Annotated in this window: 17 protein-coding genes and 1 pseudogene; 10 read left to right on the top strand and 8 right to left on the bottom strand. The window is 72.9% G+C overall.

Going from position 1 to position 14625, the window contains the following annotated elements:
- Positions 1-2 precede the first annotated feature (2 nt).
- From OG490_RS38645 to OG490_RS38655, 3 genes and pseudogenes are all read left to right on the top strand, one after another.
- Positions 3-1028: an endonuclease/exonuclease/phosphatase family protein gene (locus OG490_RS38645; protein ID WP_443066026.1), complete on the top strand. Its 1026-nt coding sequence runs from the start codon at positions 3-5 to the stop codon at positions 1026-1028.
- A 9-nt stretch (positions 1029-1037) separates the two neighbouring features.
- Positions 1038-1742 (top strand): annotated as a pseudogene (locus tag OG490_RS38650) (alpha/beta fold hydrolase); the annotation flags it as partial.
- Between the two features lie 93 nt (positions 1743-1835).
- Positions 1836-2201 (top strand): GNAT family N-acetyltransferase, encoded by a 366-nt coding sequence (locus tag OG490_RS38655; RefSeq protein ID WP_330301513.1) that lies wholly within the window; start codon positions 1836-1838, stop codon positions 2199-2201.
- Positions 2202-2214: 13 nt separating this feature from the next.
- Here OG490_RS38655 and OG490_RS38660 read toward each other — a convergent pair whose 3' ends face one another.
- Positions 2215-3078 carry an NAD(P)H-binding protein gene (locus OG490_RS38660; protein WP_330301428.1) on the bottom strand — a complete coding sequence of 288 codons (864 nt, stop codon included), beginning with the start codon at positions 3076-3078 and terminating at the stop codon, positions 2215-2217.
- Positions 3079-3215: 137 nt separating this feature from the next.
- Here OG490_RS38660 and OG490_RS38665 point away from each other — a divergent pair, with 137 nt between their 5' ends.
- On the top strand, positions 3216-4184 hold the full coding sequence (locus tag OG490_RS38665) for a helix-turn-helix transcriptional regulator (protein WP_330301429.1): 969 nt from the start codon (positions 3216-3218) through the stop codon (positions 4182-4184).
- Between the two features lie 19 nt (positions 4185-4203).
- Here OG490_RS38665 and OG490_RS38670 read toward each other — a convergent pair whose 3' ends face one another.
- Positions 4204-5070, bottom strand: coding sequence for an alpha/beta fold hydrolase (locus OG490_RS38670; RefSeq protein ID WP_330301430.1), 867 nt, complete (start codon positions 5068-5070; stop codon positions 4204-4206).
- Positions 5071-5210: 140 nt separating this feature from the next.
- Between OG490_RS38670 and OG490_RS38675 the strand changes: the two genes are divergently transcribed.
- Both OG490_RS38675 and OG490_RS38680 read left to right on the top strand, forming a co-directional pair.
- Positions 5211-5684 carry a MarR family transcriptional regulator gene (locus OG490_RS38675; RefSeq protein ID WP_330301431.1) on the top strand — a complete coding sequence of 158 codons (474 nt, stop codon included), beginning with the start codon at positions 5211-5213 and terminating at the stop codon, positions 5682-5684.
- 58 nt (positions 5685-5742) lie between these two features.
- The gene (locus tag OG490_RS38680; RefSeq protein WP_330301432.1) at positions 5743-5985 is read left to right on the top strand and encodes a hypothetical protein; all 243 of its coding nucleotides are present in this window, start codon (positions 5743-5745) and stop codon (positions 5983-5985) included.
- A 43-nt stretch (positions 5986-6028) separates the two neighbouring features.
- On the opposite strand, the gene OG490_RS38685 is transcribed toward OG490_RS38680, so the two are convergent.
- The 3 genes from OG490_RS38685 to OG490_RS38695 all read right to left on the bottom strand — a co-directional run bounded on the left by OG490_RS38685 (position 6029) and on the right by OG490_RS38695 (position 9300).
- Positions 6029-7378, bottom strand: coding sequence for an AMP-binding protein (locus OG490_RS38685; RefSeq protein WP_330301433.1), 1350 nt, complete (start codon positions 7376-7378; stop codon positions 6029-6031).
- Positions 7379-7551: 173 nt separating this feature from the next.
- Entirely contained in the window at positions 7552-8979 is a 1428-nt protein-coding gene (gene gdhA / locus OG490_RS38690; RefSeq protein ID WP_443066022.1) for an NADP-specific glutamate dehydrogenase, read from the bottom strand.
- 117 nt (positions 8980-9096) lie between these two features.
- The gene (locus OG490_RS38695) at positions 9097-9300 is read right to left on the bottom strand and encodes a DUF4287 domain-containing protein (RefSeq protein WP_330301434.1); all 204 of its coding nucleotides are present in this window, start codon (positions 9298-9300) and stop codon (positions 9097-9099) included.
- Between the two features lie 147 nt (positions 9301-9447).
- Between OG490_RS38695 and OG490_RS38700 the strand changes: the two genes are divergently transcribed.
- A complete protein-coding gene (locus tag OG490_RS38700; RefSeq protein WP_330301435.1) occupies positions 9448-10293 on the top strand; it encodes an alpha/beta fold hydrolase in 846 nt (281 codons plus the stop codon).
- Positions 10294-10397: 104 nt separating this feature from the next.
- Positions 10398-10949: a flavoprotein gene (locus tag OG490_RS38705; RefSeq protein WP_330301436.1), complete on the top strand. Its 552-nt coding sequence runs from the start codon at positions 10398-10400 to the stop codon at positions 10947-10949.
- A gap of 47 nt (positions 10950-10996) precedes the next feature.
- Here the strand turns inward: OG490_RS38705 and OG490_RS38710 are convergent, their stop codons facing one another.
- A complete protein-coding gene (locus OG490_RS38710) occupies positions 10997-11509 on the bottom strand; it encodes a DinB family protein (RefSeq protein ID WP_330301437.1) in 513 nt (170 codons plus the stop codon).
- Between the two features lie 174 nt (positions 11510-11683).
- Between OG490_RS38710 and OG490_RS38715 the strand changes: the two genes are divergently transcribed.
- Entirely contained in the window at positions 11684-12175 is a 492-nt protein-coding gene (locus OG490_RS38715) for an anthrone oxygenase family protein (protein ID WP_330301438.1), read from the top strand.
- A 33-nt stretch (positions 12176-12208) separates the two neighbouring features.
- On the opposite strand, the gene OG490_RS38720 is transcribed toward OG490_RS38715, so the two are convergent.
- Together OG490_RS38720 and OG490_RS38725 are read right to left on the bottom strand one after the other, a co-directional pair.
- Positions 12209-12781: an anthrone oxygenase family protein gene (locus OG490_RS38720; protein ID WP_330301439.1), complete on the bottom strand. Its 573-nt coding sequence runs from the start codon at positions 12779-12781 to the stop codon at positions 12209-12211.
- Between the two features lie 152 nt (positions 12782-12933).
- On the bottom strand, positions 12934-14088 hold the full coding sequence (locus OG490_RS38725; RefSeq protein WP_330301440.1) for an aminotransferase class V-fold PLP-dependent enzyme: 1155 nt from the start codon (positions 14086-14088) through the stop codon (positions 12934-12936).
- Between the two features lie 358 nt (positions 14089-14446).
- Here OG490_RS38725 and OG490_RS38730 point away from each other — a divergent pair, with 358 nt between their 5' ends.
- A complete protein-coding gene (locus OG490_RS38730; protein ID WP_330301441.1) occupies positions 14447-14602 on the top strand; it encodes a hypothetical protein in 156 nt (51 codons plus the stop codon).
- Positions 14603-14625: the final 23 nt, after the last annotated feature.

Below are 14625 nucleotides of genomic sequence, written 5' to 3' on the forward strand. Positions count from 1 at the left end.
GCATCCGCCGCAGCCTCCGCCACCGCCCGGACCCGGTCGACGCCGGACCCGGGCGGTGGCGCCGCCGTCCGAGGCTCCCCGGGCGGCCGGGCCACCGGATCGCCCTGTCCTGCCTGCTGGTCGCCGCGCTCCTCGGTTTTCCCTCGGCCGTGCCCAATACCCCCGGGCATCTCGGCAGCCTGCTCGAGACCTTCCTGCCCTGGCTCGGCCTCGCCGTCGTCCCGGTCCTGCTCGGTCTCGCACTCCTGCGCCGCTCCGCCGTCGCCCTGGTCGCGCTACTGCTCCCCGCCGCCGCCTGGCTCGGCCAGTTCGGCGGCCTGCTGCTCCCCGCCGACGGCCCGAACGGGCCGGGCGGGCCGGGCGGGCGCCCCGGCCTGGTCGCCGTCCAGCACAACGTCAGCGACGAGAACCCCGACCCCGCCCGCACCGCCCGCGCCCTCGCCGCCGGCCACCCCGACCTCATCGCCCTGGAGGAGCTGACCCCCGCCGCCCTCCCGGCCTTCACCGGCGCCCTCGCCGCCGACTACCCCCACCACGCCACCCACGGCACCGTCGGCCTCTGGTCGAAGTACCCGCTGACCGACGTCCGCCCGGTGGACATCCGGCCGGCCGACCTCGGCCCGGACTGGAACCGCGCCCTGCGCGCCACCGCCGCCACCCCGCACGGGCCCGTCGCCGTGTATGTGGCCCACCTGCCCTCGCTGCGCCTGGGCCCCGCCGGCCTCGGCTCCGCCCGCCGCGACGAGAGCGCCGCGCTCCTCGGCGCCGTGCTCACCGCGGAACCCGCCGAGCGCGTGGTCCTCCTCGGGGACCTCAACGGCACCGTCGACGACCGCGGACTGGCTCCGCTGCGCGCGGCCCGGCTGAACGCACCCGCGTCGGGGTTCGCGTTCAGCTGGCCCGCATCCTTCCCCCTGGCCCGCATCGACCAGATCCTGGCCCGCTCGGGGACCGTCACCCGCGTCCGCACGCTGCCCGGCACGGGCAGCGATCACCTGCCCATCAGGGCGGACATCCGGTTCGATTAACGTACGTCCATGACTGAATTCGTACTGGTGGCAGGCGCGTGGCTCGGAGCCTCAGCGTGGGACGAGGTCGCGGGCGAGCTGCGCGCGGCGGGCCATGAGGTGCACGCGCTGACCCTGTCCGGCCTCGCGGAGAAGCGGGACGCCGCGGCCGGAGCACCCGGCCAGCAGACACACGTCGAGGACATAGCCGACGCCGTCGACCGGCTCGGTCTGCGCGATGTCGTGCTGGTCGGCCACAGCTACGCCGGCATCCCGGTCGGCCAGGCCGCCGAGCGGATCGGCGCCCGGCTGAACCGGGTGGTCTTCGTCGACGCCAACGTCCCCGTGCACGGAGAGTCGTTCGTCTCCGCCGGCTGGCCCGAAGGCCGGGCCATGATCGAGGCCTCGATCGCCGCGAACGGCGGTTTCTGGCCGCCGCGGGGGCCCGATGAATTCGAGGGCCAGGGCCTCACCGACGAACAGATCTCCCGGCTCCTCGAAGGCGCGACCCCGCATCCCGGCGCCACCCTCACCGAAGCGGCCGTACTGACCCATCCGCTCGGCGAACTCCCCGCGACCTACGTCAAATGCCTGCTGGACGGCACCGAACTCCACCCCGACGTGGCGAAGCTCCTGGCCGCCGGACCGGACTGGCGGCTGACCACCCTGGACACGGGCCACTGGCCGATGTTCTCCGCCCCGTCCGACCTGGCCCGGATCCTCCTCGCCGCCGCGTCCGGCCTCCGTACGGAACGGGTCCGCGCCCCCGGAACCGGTGCCGACTCCGAAGCCGTCCTGCGCGACTGGCAGTACGTACACAATCTGATCATCCCCACGGACGAGCTGTCACTCGAAGCCGTACGGGAGCGCTCCGCGCGCAACATCCTGGACGTGGCCTACCTCGGCGACACCCTCGTCGGATGCATGACGGTCCGCCCGCCGGCGGACGGCTCCACGACCGCCACCGTGATCGCGCGGGTCCTGCCCGACCACCGGGGCCGGGGTTTCGGGCGCGAGCTGTACGCGTACGGACTCGCGCAGGCCCGCGGGCTCGGAGCCGAGGTCATCGAGACCGTCGTCCTCGCCTCCAACCCGGAGGGCCTGAGCTTCGCGCGGGCCGCCGGCTTCGTCGAGTTCGACCGCTACGTCCTGCCCGGCCACACCGTGCCGTTCGTCGACCTGCGCCTGTCCTGACCGGCCCGCCCGCTCAGGCGCCGTCGGCCGCCCCGGCCGCCCCGTCGAAGTCCGCGGCGCGGTCGGCGGCCCACTGCGCGAAAGTGCGCGCGGGCCGGCCCGTCAGCTTCTCGAAGGTGGGCTCCACCACGGCCGGAACACCGACCGAGGCCGCCCAGCCAGCGAACAGCGTGTCGATGATGAACGGCGGGATGAAGCGGCTCATCTGCTCGCGCGCGACCTCCGGCGGCAACTCCTCGTACCGCAGCGGACGTCCGATCGCCGCGCCGATCAGCGCCACCTGCTCGGCGGCCGTCACCGACTCGGGGCCGGTCAGCCCGTAGGTGCGCCCCTCGTGGCCCTCCCCGGTCAGCGCCAGCACCGCGATCTCCGCGAGGTCCGCCTCGTGCACCGGTGCGCTCGTCGCACCCGCGTACGGGCCGCGCACCACGTCCCCGGCCTTCGTCTGGGCGCCCCACGGCAGCGCGTTGGTCGCCATGTGCCCCGACCGCAGCAGCGTCCACGCGATGCCCGAACCGCGCACCTCGGCCTCGATGTCTGCGTGGTACTGCGCGATCGGGTTCGCCTGCTCGGCGGCCCCTTCGTCCACCGCGTCGGACGACAGCATCACGATCCGCGCGACACCGGCCGCACGCGCCGCCGCCACGAACGCCGGGCCCGAACCCGGCACCGCGAAGAGGAACACGGCCGATATGCCGTCCAGAGCCGCCGGGAGCAACTCCGGCTGCCCCAGATCGCCGTGGACCACCTCGGCGGCGCCGAGTGCGGCCGCCTTCCGGGGGTCGCGGGCCAGCACCCGGACCGACGCGCCCGCGTCGGTGAGCAGCCGGACCACGTGTCCGCCGACGTTTCCGGTGGCACCGGTGACCAGAATCATGAGCACTCCTCGAGGTGTACGAATCAGCCGTGCGCGTGCGGTCGCAGGTCCGGACGATCTCCCGCCCCCCGCTCATGAACACACCGTCCCACTCATTGCGGCAAGGTCTTTGCCGCAATCGGAGGATGATGGGCGCCATGCTGGAAACTTCCGCACGGCTGCTGCGCCTGCTCTCCCTCCTGCAGAGCCGTGCCGACTGGAGCGGACCCGAACTGGCCGAGCGGCTGTCGGTCAGTGCGCGGACCATCAGGTACGACATCGGCAAACTGCGCGAGCTGGGGTATCCGGTCCACGCGGTCCCCGGGGTCGCGGGCGGCTACCGGCTCGGCGCGGGCGCCGCGCTGCCGCCGCTGCTCCTCGACGAGGAGGAGGCCGTCGCCGTCGCGGTCAGCCTGCGCACCGCGGCCGGCGGCGGGGTCGCGGGCATCGAGGAGACCGCGGTGCGTGCGCTCGCCAAACTCGAACAGGTCCTCCCCCACCACCTGCGCAGACGCGTGTCGGCGCTCCAGGAGCACACCGTCGCCCTGCTGCCGGGCGGCGCCGACGCGCCCACCGTCCCGGCGGACACCCTGGCGGAGATCGCCGCCGCCTGCCGCGACCGGCGCCTCCTGCGCTTCGCGTACCGGGGCCACGACGGCACCGAGTCCACGCGCGAGGCCGAGCCGTACCGTCTCGTGCACACCGGCCGCCGCTGGTACTTGATGGCCTGGGACCGGGGCCGATCCGATTGGCGGACCTTCCGCGTCGACCGCCTCACCCCCAAGACCGGCCGCGGCGCCCGCTTCACCCCCCGGGAGGCACCCCCCGCCGACCTCGTGCCGCGCGGGGTCGACGTCGCGCTGTCCCGGTTCCGCGCCCGCGTGACCGTCCACGCCCCCGCCGAGGAGATCCGGGCCCGCGTCCCGGACTCCGTACGCGTGGACCCGCTGGACGCCACCCGCTGCACCGTCCACGCGGGCGCGGACACCCCCGACCGCCTAGCCCTGCACCTGCTCATGCTCGACGCCGACTTCGAGGTCGACGGCCCGCCGGAACTCCTCGCCTCCCTCCACACCCTCGCCACCCGCACGGCGCGTGCGAACCAGGACCCCGGCCGAGCCCGGTGACGGACCCGAGGCGCGCGGCCTAGGCCGCGTCAGGGGCCGTGAGCAGGGAGCGCAGCTGCTGCGCGTACGCCCTGGGGTGGGTGGTGTTGCCGTTGTGGCCGCCCGGGAAGGTGCGTATCTCCGTGTCCAGGAGGGTCGCCAGTGCTGTCGCGCACTGGTGGTCGAAGACGGTCGACGGGGTGGTGGCTCCCAGGGCCGGGACGATCCTCGTCCTGGTCCCGGTGAGGGCGGCCGGGTCGAGGGTGTCCCCGATGACCGCGGAGAAGTCGTGCTCGATGAAGTAGTCGAAGTTGGCGTGCCGCCGCTCGTCCAGGGGCTGCGGTGTCAGGTCGGGCTCCACGTCACGCCGGGAGAGGTCTATGCCCAGGACCCGGGCCATCTCCGGAAAGGCTGCTTCGAGCCCGCCGTCGCGGTACGTGGCCTGGAGCGCCGCGAGCTCCGCCTCGTGATGCGCCCGCTCCGCCTCGGGCAACAGCCTCGGGGCGACCGGTTCGTGTGCGATCAGGGTGCTCACCTGTCCCGGGTACCGGACGGCCACGTGCAGACCTATGACTGCGCCGAGGCTGCACCCGAGCATCAGCGCCGGCTCGTCGGTGACGGCCGCGAGCAGCCGGTGCACGTCCTCCGCGTGCTCGGCGAGTGAGGTGGTCCGGCCGAGCTCCGTCAGGCGGCTGCGGGAGAGCCCGCGCCGGTCGTAGGTCAGCACGGTGAAGGCGTCGGTGAGGTGCGGGACCAGGTCCACCGTGCGGTCCGCGTCCCCCTCCCCGCTCTGCGAGATGAGCAACAGCGGCCCGGATCCCTGGAGTCGGTAGTGCAGCGTGGCTCCCGGTACCGGAAGCGCGCCGACAACTGCGGACGTGGCGGTGGCAGTAGCGGTGGCGGACATGGTGCGGCTCCTTCGCGTGCGGTGTGCGGTGGCTCCGGACCCTTCGTCCGCTGCCCTGCAATCAACATAACCCATCGAAACAGATGCATCAAGAGTGATGGATTAAAAAAGATGCATCTCCTTCGATGTACCGTGTCCACGTGGATGGAATCGAACTCTTCCTGCTGGGCCGGGCCTTGATGAAGCTCGGCGAAGAGGCCCTGCCCGAGCCGCCCGGCGGCTCCGGCCAGTACGCCGGCGGCACCCGTTCCGTCGTCATCGTGGCCGGTGACATCGCCGCGCACCCGGACACCACCGTCGGCGAGACGGCCCAGCGCACGGGCCTCCCGCAGAGCCAGGTCTCCGGCGCCGTCGCCCGCCTGCGCGAGGCCGGCTCCGTGGAGACGGCCCCCGACCCGGCCGACCGCCGCCGCACCCTGGTCCGCCCGGCGCCCGGCACCTCCGCCCGCGTGGCCGCCGTACGCGCAGCCGGAACCTCGAAGGTCGAGGAGGCCCTGGCCCGCGCCCTCACCCCGGCCGAGCCCGACCTCGGAGCAGAGCCCGCCCAACTCGCCGAGGTGACCCGGGCCCTGGAACTCCTGGCCCGCCACCTGGTCCCCCGCGACGGCCGCTGACCCGCCCCGGCAGCCCTTGCCCCGCCTGGAATGGTGGGCCAACACCCAGACCTGTCTGATGGACTTCGCCGTCGAACTCACGGCACTCGACGCGGAAGACGAGACCGCCGACGCCAGCGACGGGGCCGTCTGCTGGGCCGCGGCCGTCCGGCCACCGTTCGACGGCGAGGAGGCCGAGGTACTGGCTTTCTTCCTCGACGCCGACCCCTGGTTCACGCTCCGCCGCCCGGACGGCACGACCACCACGGTCGAGGCCACGTACGCGGGGGACGTGAACCGGCTGCGGCTGCACGCCCGCTGACGGGCGGAACGCGGCGGCGGGCGGCCCCCACGGCCGGTGGCGGTCAGCCGTCCGTCAGGAGGAGCTTCTTCTGCGGCTTGCCCATCGCGTTGCGCGGGATCGCCGCTACGAAGCGGACCTCGCGGGGGCGCTTGTGCACGGACAGGTGCGCGGCGACGAAGTCCGTGAGTTCGGGGCCCGTGACGCCCTCGGCCACCACGAACGCGACGATCCGCTGGCCCAGGTCCGGGTCCGGCAGTCCGACCACTGCGGCCTCGGCCACCCGGGGGTGGTCGAGGAGCGCGTTCTCGATCTCGCCCGCGCCGATCCGGTAGCCGCCCGACTTGATCATGTCGATCGAGGCCCGGCCCACGATCCGGTGGACCCCGTCCTCGTCCACGCCCGCGATGTCGCCCGTACGGAACCACCCGTCCTCGGTGAACGCGGCGGCCGTGGCCTCCGGCCGGCCCAGGTAGCCGGAGAACAGCGTCGGCCCGGTGAGCTGGAGCTCGCCGATGTCCGCGCCCGGCTCCGCCGCGATACGGGTACGGATGCCGGGGAGCGGGGTGCCGACCGTACCGGGCCGTACCTCGCCGCCCGCGCGCCCGCTCACGGTGATCAGCGTCTCCGTCATCCCGTACCGCTCCACCGGCCGCAGCCCGGTCAGCCGCTCCAGGTCCCGGAAGACGGGCGCGGGCAGTGCGGCGCTGCCGGAGACGAGGAGCCGGGCCCCGCTCAGCGCGGCCGCGGCCTGCGGTGACCCGGCGATGCGGGACCACACGGTCGGGACCCCGAAGTACAGGCTGCCGCCGGCCGCCGCGTAGGCCTCGGGGGTGGGCCGGCCGGTGTGCACGAGGCGGCTGCCGGTGCGCAGCGCCCCGAAGACCCCGAGGACCAGTCCGTGTACGTGGAACAGCGGCAGCCCGTGCACCAGGGTGTCCTCGGCGTTCCACTGCCAGGCCCCGACCAGGGCGTCGAGGTCGGCGGCGACGGCATCGGCGGTGAGGACGACGCCCTTGGGCGGCCCGGTGGTGCCGGAGGTGTAGAGGATCAGCGCCGGATCGGAGGAGGCGGGGCCGGGCCCGGGCCCGGTCGCGAACGCCCCCGCATCGGCCCGCCGCGCGAAGTCCACCTCGGTGAGCACCGCGCCGGAGTCCCGCAGGATGTGCTCGCGCTCGGCCGGCCCGGCGTCGGGCGGCAGCGGTACGAAGGGCACCCCGGCGAGCAGTCCGCCGACGGCGGCGGCGATGGTCTCCAGGGAGGCCGTCGCCGTCACCGCGAAGGCGGGGGCACCGGCGACATCGGCGGCCACCGCACGGGCGGCGCCGAGCAGGGCCTCGTAGGACGTGGTCCGGCCGGCCACCGTGAGGGCATCGGGCCGGTCCCCGTAGGCACCGGTGAGCGCGGTCAGCACTGGTTGCTCCCCCTGCGGCATGTGGATGTGCCTGATCGGGGCCAGGCTACGGCCCCGATCGGGCATCTCCGGTGTCGCCAGGGTCCAGGTCCGGGACCGTGTCCAGGACCGGGTCCAGGACCGGGTCCGGGACCGGGGGTCCAGGACCGGGTCCGGTCCGCGGGACAGGAGCCTTAGATCAGGCCCTGCGCCAGCATCGCGTCGGCCACGCGCTCGAAGCCGGCGATGTTCGCGCCGGTCACGTAGTCCCCGGCGGAGCCGTAGCGCTCGGCGGTCTCGTAGGACACCGCGTGGATGTCGCGCATGATCCCCGCCAGCTCCTGCTCGACGCGCTCCGAGCTCCAGGACACGCGGCCCGCGTTCTGCGCCATCTCCAGCGCGCTGACGGCGACGCCGCCCGCGTTGGCCGCCTTGCCGGGACCGAAGGCGACCCCGGCGGACTGCAGCAGGTGCACCGCGTCGGGCGTGGTGGGCATGTTCGCGCCCTCCGACACCGCCTTGACCCCGTTCGCGATCAGGGAGCGCGCGTCGGCCTCGGTCAGCTCGTTCTGGGTGGCCGACGGGAAGGCGACGTCCGCCGCGACGTCCCAGACCCGGCCGCCGGGCACGAAGCGGGCCGAGGCGCCGCGGCGCTGCGCGTACTCGCTGATGCGCCCGCGCTCGACCTCCTTGATCTGCTTCAGGAGGGCGAGGTCGATGCCCTTGTCGTCGACGACGTAGCCCTGGGAGTCGGACGCGGTCAGCGGGTTCGCGCCGAGCTGCTGGAGCTTCTCGATCGTGTAGATCGCGACGTTGCCCGAGCCGGAGACGACCGCGGACAGCCCGTCCAGGGACAGGCCCTTGACCGCCAGCATCTCGGCGGCGAACAGCACGCTGCCGTAGCCGGTGGCCTCCGGGCGGATCAGCGAGCCGCCCCAGCCCTGGCCCTTGCCGGTCAGGACGCCGGCCTCCCAGCGGTTGGTGATGCGGCGGTACTGGCCGAAGAGGTAGCCGATCTCACGGCCGCCGACGCCGATGTCGCCCGCCGGAACGTCGGTGTGCTCGCCGATGTGGCGGTAGAGCTCCGTCATGAACGACTGGCAGAAGCGCATGACCTCGGACGCGGAACGGCCGTGCGGGTCGAAGTCGCTGCCGCCCTTGCCGCCGCCGATGCCGAGACCGGTCAGGGCGTTCTTGAAGATCTGCTCGAACCCGAGGAACTTCACGACGCCGATGTCCACGGACGGGTGGAAGCGCAGGCCGCCCTTGTACGGGCCGAGGGCGCTGTTGAATTCCACGCGGTAGCCGCGGTTGACGTGGACACGGCCGCGGTCGTCCTGCCACGGCACCCGGAAGATGATCTGCCGCTCCGGCTCGGTGAGCCGCTCCAGGAGCGCCACACCCGGCTCCGCGTACTCGGGGCGTGCCGCGAATACGGGTGCCAGGGTGTCCAGAACCTCCCGGACGGCCTGGTGGAACTCGGGCTGGGCGGGGTTCCGGCGCTCGATGTCTGCGCGCAGCGCGTCCAGCCGGCTCTGCGGGTCCTTGGGGTCCGTCACGGTGTGTTCCTCCTGGTTGCTCAGCGGGACCGGCGGCGAGATGCGGCTCGGCGCTTCGGGCATCGATTCCGCATGGCGGAATTATTCTTCCCGAATTCGGTCCCTGCCGGAGAGTACCGTGCACATGCGGAACAAGGCCACGCATCTTTCCGGCCCGCTCGGGAGAGCCTCGCCGGTTCCCTACCGCTTCGCGAGGGTGTGCGTCACCAGCGCGTTCGCGTGCCCGTGCCCGAGGCCGTGCTCCGCCTTGAGCCACGCGACCAGTTCCATGTGCCGGGTCAGCGGCGAGGACCGGATGAGCGCCTCCCATTCCGAGATCGGCCGGCCGTACTTCTTCTCGATGGAAGGAAAGTAGCTGACAGGGCCCCTCAGCGGTTCGGTCATGACGGCCTTCTTCCCTCGGGTCCACCGGGTCCCCAGCGGACCTCGTGTACGTCGGTCGGGCGCCTCGATCGGCGCTTGCAGGAGATGGACCCCGGCCGGGCCGAAAACTCATCGGCCGCGACGGAACCCATACCGGATGATCTTCGGATGATGTGGACCGAACACACCGTCACCCGAGCCGGCGTACGCCTCGTCTGCCGCGACTGGGACCCGGACCCCTCCGGCACCGGCAGCACCATCGCCCGCGACACCCGCCCGCCCGTCGTCCTCCTCCACGGCCTCGCCGGTCACGCGGGCGAGTGGGACGCGGCCGCCGCGCACCTCGCCCCGCACCACCGGGTCGTGGCCGTGGACCAGCGCGGGCACGGCGCGAGCGAGCGCCGTCCGGCGGACGTCTCCCGCTCCGCGTACGTGGCGGACGTACGGGCCGTCTGCGAACAACTGGGCCTGCACCAGCCGGTGTTGATCGGCCAGTCGCTCGGCGGCCACACCGCGATGCTCACCGCGGCCGCCCACCCGGAACTCGTACGGGGCCTCGTGCTCGTGGAGTCCGGCGCGGCTGCCGCGGACCCGGGCACCGCGCAGGAGATCGGCGACTGGCTGGACTCCTGGCCGGTGCCGTTCCCGTCACCCGCCGCCGCGCGGGAGTTCCTCACCGGCCAGGGCCTGAACGGCGAGGCCTGGGCGGCCGGTCTGGAGCTGCGCGCGGACGGCTGGCACCCCCGCTTCGAACGCTCCGTCATGATCGCGGCCGTCTCCGGGAACGCCGGCCGCGACTGGTGGCCGCAGTGGCACGCGGTCCGCTGCCCCACCCTGCTGGTCCTCGGCGAGAAGGGCATCATCCCGCCCGCGGAGTCCGTGCGGATGCTCGACTCGGCCGGCCCTGCCGCGAGGACGACGGCGGTTTCCGTCCCCGGCACCGGACACGACGTGCACCTGGACCGGCCGGCCGTACTGAACACCCTCGTATCGGCGTTCCTGTCGACGCTCTGACGGATGCCGACCGAGATGCCGACCAGGATGCCGACCGGCCGGGATCGCGACCGCGCGGCACCCTCACGTCAACTTCAGGTCAATCCATATGATCACATTGCGGCATGACCACGACGAAGACCCTCTACCTGCTCTGCTCCGCCGCACCGCCCGTTTTCGACGTGGCCCGTGTCATCGAGGACGCCCAGTCCCGGGGCTGGGACGTCTGCCTCGGCCTCACGCCCACCGCCGCCCACTGGCTGTCCGGCAGCCTCGACGGCCTCGCCGCGCTCACCGGCCACCCCGTCCGCTGGCAGTACAAGCTGCCCGGTGAGGCCGACGTGTGGCCGGCGGCCGACGCCCTGCTCCTGGCTCCGGCCACCTTCAACTCGGTCAACGCCTGGGCCCTCGGCCTCACCGACAAGTTCGTCGTCGGCGTCGTCGCCGAGGCCATGGGCAAGGGCACCCCCGTGGTCACCATGCCCTGCACCAACGCCGCCCTCGCCGCCCACCCGCAGTTCGACCAGTCCCTGGCCGTCCTGCGCGGCGCCGGGGTCTCCGTCCTGTTCGGCGAGGACGGCTTCACCCCCGGCCCGGCCGGCCCGGACGCCCCGGCGCACTTCCCGTGGCACGTGGCCCTGGACGCCGTGGACCGCGCGGGCACGGCCGCCGCGTAGGCGGAGAGCGCCTGCTCCCCGCCCCGCCAGCCCCTCCCCCGTCCCGCCTACTCCCCCGTCGCCCCGTCGATCGCCTCGCGCAGCAGGTCCGCGTGCCCGTTATGCCGGGCGTACTCCTCGATCATGTGGGTCAGGACGTAGTGCAGGGAGTAGACCTGGCCCTCGTGGGGCCAGGTCTCGTCCAGCGATTCGACCGCGTCCACGATCTCCCGCGAGCGCGCGCAGGTGTCCTCCCAGATCTTGAACGACCCGGCCACGTCCGCGTCCGCACGGTCGACGTGGAACTCGGTCCACTCCCCCGCCTCGTTCTTCGGGAAGTAGCCGCGCACGTCCTCGCCGCCCACGAGGTTGCGGAACCAGCCGCGCTCGACCTCCGCGAGGTGCCGCACCAGTCCCAGCAGGCTCAGCCCCGAAGGGGCCACCGCCCGGCGCCGCAACTGCTCGTCCGTCAGCCCGGCGCACTTCATCATCAGGGTGTCCCGCTGCCACTGCAGGACGCTGGTGAGGGTGGCGCGCTCATCGCCCACCAGGACGGGCCGGGTCCGCTGTTCGTCGATCATCCGATGATGATCACAGCACAGGGAGAGCAGCGCACGCCGTTCCCTACTCCGGACGGACGGCACGAGCACGGCACGAGCGCTCGAAACCCGCCGGAAGGCCGCTCCAATCCGCCGGGCCCCGGGCCGGGCCCGCCCGTAGGATCGCCGTGACTCCGGACGAGCAGGGGGACCACGATGGAAACCGCGCGCTTGGCCTCGCTCATCGCCGCCACCCTCGCGACGGGACTGGTCAGCGGCCTGTTCTACGGGTTCTCCGTCGCCGTGATGCCGGGGCTGAAGCGCACCGGGGACCGCACGGTCATCGAGGTCATGCAGCGCATCAACGTGGCCATCCTCAACGGCTGGTTCCTCCTCGGCTACCTCGGCGCCTTCCTCTTCACCGCCCTGGCCCTGGCCCTGCACATCCCGTCCGACGGCCGCGAGGCACTGCCCGCGCTGATCGCGGCGCTGGTCTGCTGCACCGCCTCGCTGGTCCTCACCGGCAAGGTGAACATCCCCCTGAACAACGCGCTGGAGAAGGCCGGCCCGGTCACCCGCATCGGCGACCCGGCGGCCGTCCGCCGCGCCTTCGAGGGCCCCTGGGTCCGCGCCAACATCTGGCGCACCCTGTTGTGCACGGCCTCGTTCGGCTTCCTGTGCTGGGCCCTGTACCTGCACGGCGGATGAGTCGGCTCAGTACCCCGGCAGGAGGCTACGGACTCAGCGGGTGGCCCGGCCGTAGAGGAGCAGGGCGCGGGAGAGCGCCGTCAGGGCCGCGGTGCACAGCAGTGTGCGGACGATGTTGGTGGACACCCACGTTCCCTTGAACTTCTCGACGATCGAGAAGTCCGTCATCTGCGCGGCGTCGCCCGCGGCGGCCAGGTCGTTGTTCAGCGGGATGTTCACGGAGAAAGTGATCACCAGGGCGATGAAGTAGGCCACGGCGGCGGCCCCGACCCAGACCGCCACGTTGCGGCGGCCCTTGCGGAACTCGACGACCGCCGAGGCCACGGACAGCAGCAGGGCGAGGATGAACGCCATACCGAAGAGCCCGTTGCCGTCGATCGCCTTGTTGAAGGCCTGCATGGCGGTGACGTACGTACGGTCGTCGGTCGTCGCCAGACCCGGCATCACCGAGACGTCGAAGGCGAAGAAGAGCCCCGCCATCAGGCCCACGAGGACCGTCGGGACCAGGAGGAGGGCCGTGGCCACCTTGCTGCGCCCCGGGGCCGCCGCCACCGGCGGCTGGGGCGGGGCGTAGGGCTGGGAACTACCGGCCGGATTGGGGTTCATGGGAAATCCTCGTCTGGGGTGGTGGTAGGACCGATCGGTTTCGGCCTCGGCAAGGACGATCGATCGTGGCACTCCCACCCGGGCCCGGCCATGGGGTTTCCCCCGGTTCTCGAGCGATTCTCGAGAGCCGGCCGGGCCGTCCTGGCACGGTGTCAGGCGGATTCCACCAGCGCGAGGGCGCGGACGGGACGGGAAGCGGAAGCGGGCGCGGGTGCGGCAGCGGGCGCGGCGGCGGGGCGGCGCTCCTCGCGGAGGACCTCGCCGAGGGCCAGGGTGAACCGGTCGATGTCGGCCGGGGTGTTGTCGTGGTGGACGGAGGCTTCGACGGCCGTCGTGCCGGTCCGGGACGCCGGGTGGAGGGGGGTCTCCTGGGCGACGGACTTGCGGACCACCACACCGCGCCGCGCGAGGCCCCGGCGGATCAGGGCGGCCGGCACCTCTTCGTGCCGGAAGCCCACGATCCCCGACTGTTTCCGCCCGGGGGCCAGCAGCCGGATCCCGGGCAGCCGGCCGAGGGCGTCGCGCAGCAGCGGCAGGAGGTCCTCGTACGGGAGGGACGTGTCCGCGGCGTGCACGGCCAGGGCCTCGTTCAGCGCGGCAACGGCCGCCGCGGCCGGCGGCTTCGCCATCGACTCGCCCAGGCCCGGGGCCACGTAGCCGAACCCGGTGCCGACCGGGCCGCGCAGGAACCGCCAGCCGTCGGCGGTGAGCAGCTCGCAGCCGATGCGCGTGGCGTCGACGGGGAGCCGGCCGACGGAGTGGGACGCGTCGACGGCGTAGAGCGCACGGTGCGCGGCGAGGAGCCGGCCGATGGCCTCGACCGGGTTGACGGTCCCGCAGGCCGAGGAGACGTGGACGACGGAGACGAGCGCGACGTGCTCGTCGAGGTGTTCCCGCATCCAGTCGAGGTCGAGGTCGCCGTCCTCGCGCAGCGGGACGACCTCCAGCGTGCAGCGGGTGCGGGCGCGCAGGGCGTGGAGGGTGACCAGGCGGGCCACTCCCTCGTGCGGGGTGGTCCAGATCCGGTCGCCGGGGCCGAGCGGGAGGCGGGAGACGTAGGAGTCGAAGGCGTCGGCCGCGCCGGTGAACAGAGCGGTGCGGCGCGCCGGGACGCCGAGCAGGGCGCCGAGGCGCTCGTGGATCTCGGCGTCCAGGACGGGGGCCAGGCTCTCCTCCGGCGCGTAGGGCCCGCGGTCGTCCTGCGCCGTGCGGTCGGCGAGCACGGCGCGGACGGCCGCGGGCATCCGGCCCGTGCCCGCGGAGTTCAGGTGGGTCGTCGGTACGCGGTGGATCGTCTGCGCGCTCATGTCGGGGGCCCCACCTCGTTGTTGGGATGGACCGGTTATTGCCATCTCTCTTGGCAATACATTGCCCAGAATCAGCGCGCATTGGCAACGGCCGCTCCAGCGATACTCCAGTTCCGAAGCACCGGTCCTCCTGTGACGCAGTGGTTTGGCAATAGTTGGCAAGGGCGTGCGCCGATCCTGTCTGGATTGATCTTTTTGCAGGTCAGAGCCTTGCAGAGAGGGCCGGTTCGGGGCATTTTTCTGCCCAGTTGAGCGAATCTCGAGTCAATACCGAGTGAATCCCGAGTATGCATTGCCAATCTTCTTGGCAGAGGTGTTGCCAAACAGGAGCGAAACACCTGCCACGGAGGAGTCCCCCATGAAGAACATCGCCCGCGCCCTCGCCACCACCGCCCTCATCGGCTTCGCGCTGCTCACCGCCGGCGGCGTCGCCCAGGCCCAGAGCGGACCCACCACCGACTGGCCCTTCGCACCGGCCGTCTCGGCCCCCGCCTCGGACATCGGCTGGCCGTAACCGCCTGCTCGACCCTCGCCGTC

It is taken from the genome of Streptomyces sp. NBC_00503, from assembly GCF_036346895.1.
Classification (GTDB): Bacteria; Actinomycetota; Actinomycetes; order Streptomycetales; family Streptomycetaceae; genus Streptomyces.